Origin of the sequence: Bradyrhizobium sp. 62 (genome assembly GCF_023073035.1) — a bacterium.
In the GTDB taxonomy this organism is placed as follows: domain Bacteria; phylum Pseudomonadota; class Alphaproteobacteria; order Rhizobiales; family Xanthobacteraceae; genus Bradyrhizobium.
In genome coordinates this window covers 188198-197152 of record NZ_JADPIT010000019.1, presented here as the reverse complement: position 1 = coordinate 197152, position 8955 = coordinate 188198, and the positions used below count along the sequence as shown (strand labels likewise).

At 66.7% G+C, this 8955-nt stretch carries 7 protein-coding genes; 5 read left to right on the top strand and 2 right to left on the bottom strand.

Features of this window, described 5'->3' with window-relative positions:
- Positions 1–57: 57 nt before the first annotated feature.
- Positions 58–1152, bottom strand: coding sequence for a citrate synthase/methylcitrate synthase (locus IVB47_RS22610; RefSeq protein ID WP_247464427.1), 1095 nt, complete (start codon positions 1150–1152; stop codon positions 58–60).
- Between the two features lie 75 nt (positions 1153–1227).
- Between IVB47_RS22610 and IVB47_RS22605 the strand changes: the two genes are divergently transcribed.
- The gene (locus IVB47_RS22605) at positions 1228–2457 is read left to right on the top strand and encodes a citrate synthase family protein (RefSeq protein ID WP_247464424.1); all 1230 of its coding nucleotides are present in this window, start codon (positions 1228–1230) and stop codon (positions 2455–2457) included.
- A 132-nt stretch (positions 2458–2589) separates the two neighbouring features.
- Here the strand turns inward: IVB47_RS22605 and IVB47_RS22600 are convergent, their stop codons facing one another.
- Entirely contained in the window at positions 2590–3249 is a 660-nt protein-coding gene (locus IVB47_RS22600; protein WP_247464421.1) for a DedA family protein, read from the bottom strand.
- A 309-nt stretch (positions 3250–3558) separates the two neighbouring features.
- Between IVB47_RS22600 and cobS the strand changes: the two genes are divergently transcribed.
- The 4 genes from cobS to IVB47_RS22580 all read left to right on the top strand — a co-directional run bounded on the left by cobS (position 3559) and on the right by IVB47_RS22580 (position 8915).
- A complete protein-coding gene (cobS, locus tag IVB47_RS22595) occupies positions 3559–4557 on the top strand; it encodes a cobaltochelatase subunit CobS (protein WP_007599232.1) in 999 nt (332 codons plus the stop codon).
- 162 nt (positions 4558–4719) lie between these two features.
- A complete protein-coding gene (gene cobT / locus IVB47_RS22590) occupies positions 4720–6624 on the top strand; it encodes a cobaltochelatase subunit CobT (protein WP_027567980.1) in 1905 nt (634 codons plus the stop codon).
- Entirely contained in the window at positions 6621–7682 is a 1062-nt protein-coding gene (locus IVB47_RS22585) for an esterase-like activity of phytase family protein (RefSeq protein WP_247464418.1), read from the top strand. The genes cobT and IVB47_RS22585 overlap by 4 nt, the downstream gene beginning before the upstream one ends.
- A 120-nt stretch (positions 7683–7802) precedes the next feature.
- A complete protein-coding gene (locus IVB47_RS22580; protein ID WP_247464416.1) occupies positions 7803–8915 on the top strand; it encodes an NADH:flavin oxidoreductase/NADH oxidase in 1113 nt (370 codons plus the stop codon).
- Positions 8916–8955: the final 40 nt, after the last annotated feature.

The following is an 8955-nucleotide window of genomic DNA, read 5'->3' as shown; positions in this document are numbered from 1 at the left end:
CACCCTCTCCCACAAGGGGAGAGGGAAAGAACGCCGTTCCATCCAGGCTACGTTTCATCACGCCTCCGGCATCGCCCCCACATATGACGAGCTCGGCCGGATCAGCCGCCCCGTCCGCTGCTGCTCGCGCGCATGCGCGGTCCAGCCGGCGGCGCGCGCCACCGCGAAGATCGGCGTGAAGGCCTGCCTCGGGATCGCCAGCGCATCGAGCAGGATCGCGGTGAAGAACTCGACATTGGTCTCCAGCGGCCGGTCCGGATTCTTCTTGCGCAGCGCGCTGCGGATGTAGGCCTCCACCTCGCCGGCAAAGGGCAGGTCGGCGCCGTCCGAGGCCAGCACCTCGATCGCCGTCTTGAGCACGTCGGCGCGCGGATCGCGCACGCGATAGACGCGATGACCAAAACCCATCATCCGCTCGCCGCGGGCGAGTGCCGCATCCACCCAGGGCTGGATGCGCTCGCGCGAGCCGATGGCGTCGAGCATTTCCAGCACCGGCTCCGGCGCGCCGCCATGCAGCGGACCCGTCAGCGCGCAATAGCCGGCGGTGACGGCGGCGAATAGATCAGCCTGCGTCGAGGCCACCACGCGCGCGGTGAAGGTCGAGGCGTTCATGCCGTGGTCGCTGGCGGTGACGAGATAGGCGTCCAGCGCCGTGACCTCGCGTGGTTCGGGCGCGCGTCCGTGCAGCATGCGAAGCGTATCGGCGGCGTGGCTCGCGTTCGGATCGGGCGCCACGGGATCGAGACCCCTAGCGCGGCGGACGAGCGCGCCCGCAATTACCGGGAATGCGCCTACGATCGTCGCCTCATGGGCTAGGTCGTGCTCGGCGCGAAGTCCCGCGACCGCCGCGCGAAACCCGTCGACGACGCTCATGCCGCGCGTTGCCGGCAGCAGCTCATCCAGCCGCGCGAAGGCGCGCTCGCGTGCCGCGCCGAGGCTCGCGCCCACATTGGCTTCGCTCAGCGTGGTCGTGCTGGCGCCGTTCCAGAGCCGGGCGGTGACGCCCTCAAAGCTCGACTGGCTCGCCAATCGGCCGACATGCTCGCCGGCGATGATCAACTCGCCGCGCTCGCCGTCGACATGGCTCAGCACGGTTTCGGCCGCGGGAACGCCGTCCAGCCCGATCTGGCTCTTGGTGAGGTGGATGTTCATGGCCCAAATCTCCTTTGCACCAGTGAAAGGTCGGGCCTCTCGACAGATTGATCAATCTTGATTATATAAATCAATATGAAAAATTCCGAGGGGCTTTACCTCTCCGCCCGGGAAGCTGCCGCCGAACTCGCGATCTCGCCGGCCACGCTCTACGCCTATGTCAGCCGCGGCTTGGTCCGGTCCGAGCCGACGCCGGACTCGCGCAAGAACCGCTATCGCGCCGAGGACGTCCGGGCGCTGAAGGAGCGCCGGGTGCCGTCGCCGGAGCCGCGCGGCCTGCGCAGCTTCGATGCCGATCTGCCGGTCATGGACACGGAGATCTCCACCATCACCGAGGACGGCGCGATCTATCGCGGCGTCAATTGCGTCGATCTCGCCGAGCACGACACGCTGGAGCACACGGCGACGCTTTTGTGGGACGTCTCCGGCGTCGATCCGTTCGCGCCGGATAATCAGCCTGCGATCTCCGATGAGATGCGCCTGATCGCGCAGGCCGCGCGTCGCGCCGCGCCGATCGATCGTGCCATTGCCGTGCTGGCGCTCGCGTCGAGCGCAGATCCGCGCGCCTTCACCCGCGCGCATGATGGACGTGCGATGGTCGGTGCGCGCATCGTCCGGCTCCTGGTCGCGACCATGCTCAACACGGACCCGTCCGCCGAGCCGCTACACCAGCAGATCGCGAGGGCCTGGGCGCCCGACAACAAGCACGCGGCCGATCTGATACGTCGCGCGCTGGTTCTGCTCGCCGAGCATGAGTTGAACGCGTCCACCTTCACCGCGCGCTGCGCGGCCTCGACCGGCCTCAATCTTTATGACTCCGTCATCGCCGGCCTCGCCGCGTTGAAGGGACCGAAGCACGGCGGTGCTGGCGTGCTCGCCTCGCAGCTTGTCAAGGCGCTGGTGGATCGTGACGTCGAGCCGTTGGTCCGCGAACGCGTCGCGCTCGGCGAACGCTTTGCCGGCTTCGGTCACGGCGTCTACAAGCGGGGCGATCGGCGCGCGCAGTCGCTCCTGAATGCCCTGGCCCGCGCCGGCGCACCGCGCAAATTCACCAAGGAGGTGCCGGAGCGGATCGCCGAGGCGACCGGCGAGCTCGTCAACATCGACTACGCGCTCGCGGTGCTCGTGCACGCGTTGCGCCTGCCCGGAGGCAGCGAGCTCGCCTTGTTCGCGATGGCCCGCAGCGTCGGCTGGATCGCACATGCGAGCGAGCAGCTACAGCACGGCAAGCTGATCAGGCCGCGGGCAAGGTATGTCGGGCCTGCGCCGGGGCGGAGGGCGGGGGTTGCGGATTCCAAGGGATGATCAAAACACCTCATGGTGAGGAGCGCGGAACGCGCGTCTCGAACCATGCAGGCCCCGCTGTCGCCCGCGGCCATCCTTCGAGACGCCGGTCGTTGGCAGGCCCTCAGGATGAGGGTGGTGTGCTTGGATAGATCACCCTCGCGGCTTCGCCACCGCGATGCCGCCGCCATTCCGGCGGCGATAGATCCAGACCGCCAGGCCCAGAACGATCGCGACGCCGATCACGGTCAGGATCCAGATGTGCTTGCCGACATGTCCATGGTGGTGCAGCCCGGCATATTCGTGCAGCACTGAGACCGCCAAAACACCCGGCAGCACATGCGCCGGCGCCCAGACCAGGATCGCCGGGATGTTGATGGCATAGAAGCGGGCCGGGGGCATGCCCAGCGCGCCCGCGGTGACCGGGACGAAGGCACGGATCGGCGGCACGAAGCGGGCGAAGAACACCGCCCAGGTGCCGAAGCGGTGGAAGAAATTCTCGCTCTGCTCGACCACGCGCGGATAATTGGTCAACGGCCAGGTGTCGAGGATCTCCCGTTGCTGCCGGTGGCCGATCCAGTAGGCCGAACCGTCGCCGAGCACTGCGCCGAGGGCTGCCGCCAGCAACACCCATTGCAGCCTAAGCTCGCCGCCCGGGACCAGGGCGCTCAGCGCCAGGATGATGGTCGAGCCGGGGATGACTGACCCCACCACCGGAACCGCCTCCAGCAGGGCCGCCAGGAACAGGGTCAGATAGGCCAGCCACGCATGGGCCGAGACGAATGAAATGAGGGGATCGAGAAAGGACGTCACGTCGTCTCTGTGGTGGGATTGGGCCTCGGGGTTCGGGCCCTGCATTCGGACCCTACATAAGTAACAAGCGGCGGTAAAAGTGCCACCCGCGTGGGCAGGACCGCGCCCTTGGCACGAAATTCAGGCGTGATTCGCAGGGCAGCCTTCCAAAAATCGCGTTCCTTGCCTATCTAAATGAAAAGACAACGGAACTTTGATTGAGGGGCGGGCTTCTGCCCGCACGTTGTCTCTGATAGGTTCGCGATCGCACCCAGCCGCAGCCAACGTGCAATAACTGGTCTCGGGATCGCCCGGGACCTCGGAGGATTGATGACGACCGCCGCGATGTCCAAAGTTGAGGAAGTTTCCGGTTTGCCCGACATGAAGGTGTCGGTGCGCCAGGTGTTCGGGATCGACAGCGATCTCGAAGTCCCCGCTTATTCCGAAGTCGATCCTCACGTCCCCGAAGTCGATTCCGATTACCGCTTCGATCGCGCCACCACGCTCGCCATTCTCGCCGGCTTCGCGCACAACCGCCGCGTCATGGTCACGGGCTACCACGGCACCGGCAAATCCACCCATATCGAACAGGTCGCCGCGCGACTGAACTGGCCCTGCGTGCGCGTCAACCTCGACAGCCACATCAGCCGTATCGACCTCGTCGGCAAGGACTCGATCGTGGTCCGCGACGGCAAGCAGGTCACTGAATTCCGCGACGGCATCCTGCCCTGGGCGCTCCAGCATAATGTCGCGCTGGTGTTCGACGAATACGACGCCGGCCGTCCGGACGTGATGTTCGTGATCCAGCGCGTGCTGGAAGTCTCCGGCCGGCTGACGCTGCTCGACCAGAACAAGGTGATCAAGCCGCACCCGGCATTCCGCATGTTCTCGACCGCAAACACCGTCGGTCTCGGTGACACCTCGGGCCTCTATCACGGCACCCAGCAGATCAACCAGGGCCAGATGGACCGCTGGTCGATCGTCACCACGCTGAACTACCTCAGCCATGACGAGGAAGTGGAGATCGTGCTGGCCAAGGCCAAGCACTATCGCACCACGGAGGGCCGCGACATCGTCAACAAGATGGTTCGCCTCGCCGATCTCACCCGCAACGCCTTCGCCAATGGCGATCTGTCGACGGTGATGAGCCCGCGCACGGTGATCACCTGGGCCGAGAACGCCGACATCTTCAGCGACATTGGTTTTGCGTTCCGGGTCACCTTCCTCAACAAATGCGACGAGCTCGAACGTCCTCTCGTCGCCGAGTTCTACCAGCGCTGCTTCAATGCGGAGCTGCCGGAATCGGCGGTGAACGTGGCGCTCAGCTGATCTCTCTCGGTGTGTGGTCCCGGCCGAGTGCGCAATTGCGCATGGGGACCGGGACCCATGCCGCGAGGTCTCTCGGTGAAGCGACGCTGATAGTTTTCCCTGACGCAATAACCGTCGGTGGCTATGGATCCCGGTCTTCGCCGGGACGACGGTGAGATCGAGATGAGCACCACCTCCAACTCCAAGTTCCGCAACACCAAGGAAGCCCCGACCGAGCCGTTCAAGCGCTCGGTGGCCTCCTGCCTGAAGGCGATCGCCAAGGCGCCCGAGCTCGATGTCAGCTTCGCCGCCGAGCGGCCCGGGCTCGCGCCGGGCAAGGCGCGGCTGCCCGAACCCGCGCGAAAGATGACCAGGCGTGATGCCGCGATCGTGCGCGGCCACGCCGACTCCATCGCACTCAAGCTCGCCTGTCATGATCCAAAGGTGCATCGCAAGCTGATGCCGGGCAATCCGCAGGCGCGCGGCGTGTTCGAGGCGGTGGAGCAGGCCCGTGTCGAGGCGATCGGCGCGCGGCGCATGGCGGGCGTTGCGAAAAACCTCACCGCGATGCTCGACGACCATTTCCATCGCGGCAAGTTCGACGAGATCACCGATCGCGCCGACGCGCCGCTCGCCGACGCGCTGGCGATGCTGGTGCGCGAGCGCCTGACCGGCATGGCGCCGCCCACGGCCGCCAAGAAGATGGTCGATCTCTGGCGTCCCATCCTGGAAGACAAGATCGGCAGGCGGCTCGACCGGCTCGATACCGTGGTCGAGGACCAGACCAGGTTCGGCGATGCCGTGCATGATCTGCTGACGGCGCTCGAGATCGGTGACGAGCGCAGCGCCGACAGTGAAGACAATGACGAGAACGACGAGAACCAGGACGGCGACAACGATCAGTCCGGTGCCGAGGGCTCGCCCGATTCCGACGCCGCGCAGGAGATGAGCGCCGACCAGGCACAGGCCTCGAGCGAGGAGATGAGCGAGAGCGCGATGGAAAGCGCGCAGGCCTCGACCTCCGACACCTTCGACGACGGCGAGCTCGGCGACGACGAGACGCCGGGTGAGGCGACGCGGCCGAATTCGCACGGCAAGAACGAGCCGCGCGGGCCGGAATATCATGCCTTCGCGCCGAAGTTCGACGAGGTCATCGCCGCCGAGGACCTCTGCGACCATGACGAGCTGGAGCGGCTGCGTGCCTATCTCGACAAGCAGCTCGCGCATCTGCAGGGCATCGTCGCCCGTCTCGCCAACCGCCTCCAGAGGCGCCTGATGGCGCAGCAGAACCGCGCCTGGGAGTTCGATCTCGAAGAGGGCATTCTCGATCCGGCGCGGCTGTCGCGCGTGGTGACCGATCCCTATCACCCGCTGTCCTTCATGCACGAGAAGGAGGCGACGTTCCGCGACACCGTGGTGACGCTGCTCTTAGACAATTCCGGTTCGATGCGCGGCCGCCCGATCACGGTCGCGGCGACCTGCGCCGACATCCTCGCCCGCACGCTGGAGCGCTGCGGCGTCAAGGTCGAGATTCTCGGCTTCACCACGCGTGCCTGGAAGGGCGGGCAATCGCGCGAGGCGTGGCTTGCCGCCGGCAAGCCGGCCAGTCCCGGCCGTCTCAACGATCTCCGCCACATCATCTACAAGTCGGCGGACGCCCCGTGGCGCCGTGCGCGAAAAAATCTCGGCCTGATGATGCGCGAGGGGCTGTTGAAGGAGAACATCGACGGCGAGGCGCTCGACTGGGCGCACAAGCGCCTGCTCGGCCGGCCCGAGCAGCGCAAGATCCTGATGATGATCTCGGACGGTGCGCCGGTCGACGATTCCACGCTGTCGGTCAATCCCGGCAACTACCTCGAGCGGCACCTGCGCCACATCATCGAGGAGATCGAGACCCGCTCGCCGGTCGAGCTGATCGCGATCGGCATCGGCCACGACGTGACGCGCTATTATCGCCGCGCGGTGACGATCGTGGACGCCGAAGAGCTCGGCGGCGCCATCACTGAAAAGCTCGCCGAACTGTTCAGCGAGACCAACACCGCGCCCACGCAACCGGCCGGCCGCCCGCGACGCAAACTGCATTCGTGAGCAATCATCGATCCCGCCGCAGCTTTATCGGCCACGCGGCGGCGGGATTTTCCACTTTCGCACTGTCTCGCCTGGCGCAGGCGCAGCCTGCGCCGAAGCCGGCGCTGATCGAGCACGCCGTCGCAGCGCCCGTCGGCATCGAGGTCAACGCGCGGCCGATCCCCAATTTCGAGCCGCGCGACCGCGCGCGCACGCGGTTCGGTTCGCTGGACTATCGCGGCGGCCTGGTGCTGACCTCGCCGCATCGCGGCTTCGGCGGCCTGTCCGGCTTCCGCTTTCTCGACACCAAAGGCGAGCGCTTCCTCGCGGTCTCCGACCAGGGCACCTGGTTCACCGGTCGCATCCGCTATTCCGGGCGGAGCATGACCGGTCTCGACGACGTCGTGGCCGCGCCGGTGCTCAATGCGGAGGGGCGGCCGATCACGGAGAAGCGGCTGTGGTACGACACCGAAGCGCTCGCGCGCGACGGCGACCTCGTCTATGTCGGGCTCGAGCGCGTCAACCAGATCATGCGGTTCGATTTTTCGAAGGGCGGCACAAGCGCCCGCGGCGAGGTGCTGCCGACGCCGCCGGGAGTACGGAAACTGCCCTATAACAAGGGGCTCGAGGCGCTGGTGTTTGTCCCCAAAGGGCAGCCGCTCGCGGGCACCTTGATCGCGCTGTCGGAGGGCGGCTTCGATGCCGACGGCAATCTGATCGGCTTCCTGATCGGCGGCCCGACGCCCGGCCAGTTCAGCATTCGCCGCACCGATCAGCAGCTCATCAGCGACGCCGTGCTGCTGCCCTCGGGCGATCTCCTGATCCTCGAACGCAAATTCTCCTGGTTCACCGGCGTCGACATCCGCATCCGTGCGATCCCCCTGAAATCGATCGCGCCGGGCGCATTGGTCGACGGCCCTGTGCTGTTCAAGGCCGATCTCGGCCACGAGATCGACAACATGGAAGGCATCGACGCCCACGTCACGGCCGACGGCGAGACCGTGCTGACGCTGGTGTCCGACGATAATTTCTCGATGCTCCAGCGCACCCTGCTGCTGCAGTTCGCGCTGGTGGAGTAGGGCGGCGCGGCCGCAATGCATGACGCTACGGGCGGCCATTCCCCCGGCGCGGCTGGCAATCCGCGTTTCCCTCACTACACTCCCCTGCATCGCCCTCCCTCCCTTTCGGAACTCCCCCGCATGAGCGCCCTGTTTTCCCCGATCAAGCTGCGCGGCCTGACTTTGAAGAACCGCGTCGTGGTGTCGCCGATGTGCCAATATTCGGCCGAGGACGGCGTTCCCACCGACTGGCACTTCACCCACATCAACAATCTCAGCCTGTCGGGCGCGGCGATGTTCTGCATCGAGGCGACCCATGTCGAGGCGATCGGCCGCATCACGCCGGGCTGCCTCGGGCTCTACAGCGATGCCGCCGAGGCCGCGCTGAAGCAGATCCTCACCTCGGTGCGGAAACATTCCTCGACGGCGGTGGCGATGCAGCTCGCGCATGCGGGCCGCAAAGCCTCGAGCGCGCGGCCCTGGGACGGCGGCCAGCTGATCCCGCAGGACCAGGGCGGCTGGCAAACCGTGGCGCCGTCGGCGCTGCCGCACAAGGAGGGCGAAGCCGCGCCGCTGGCGCTCGATGCCGCCGGCCTCAAGCGCGTCCGCGACGCCTTCGTGGAGTCGGCGAAGCGCGCCGATCGCATCGGCATCGACGCGATCGAGCTGCACGGCGCGCACGGCTACCTCCTGCATCAGTTCCTGTCGCCGATCTCGAACAAGCGCACCGACGAATATGGCGGCTCGCTCGAGAACCGCATGCGCTTTCCGCTGGAGGTCTACGACGCGGTCCGCGCGGTGTTCCCGCACGACAAGCCGGTCGGCATGCGGGTGTCGTCGACCGACTGGGTCGAGGGCGGCTGGGATCTGGCGCAGACGATTGAGTTCGCCAAGGCGCTGAAGGCGCGCGGTGTCGACTGGATCGATGCCTCCTCCGGCGGCGTCTCGCCGCTGCAGAAGATCGCGCTCGGCCCCGGCTATCAGGTGCAGTTTGCCGAAGCCATCAAGCGCGAGACGGGTTTGCCCACCATCGCCGTCGGCCTGATCACGGAGCCCAAGCAGGCCGAAGAGATCGTCGCATCCGGCAAGGCCGACATGGTCGCGCTCGCCCGCGGCTTGCTCTATGACCCGCGCTGGGGCTGGCACGCCGCAGCGGAGCTCGGCGGCGAGGTTGAAGCGCCGCCTCAATTCTGGCGCTCGCAGCCCTCGACCCAGAAGGCGCTGTTCGGCAAGACCACGTTCGGGGCGCGTTGAGGGGTGCCTGATTGTGGTGCGAGAGCCGAGCCACAAACTG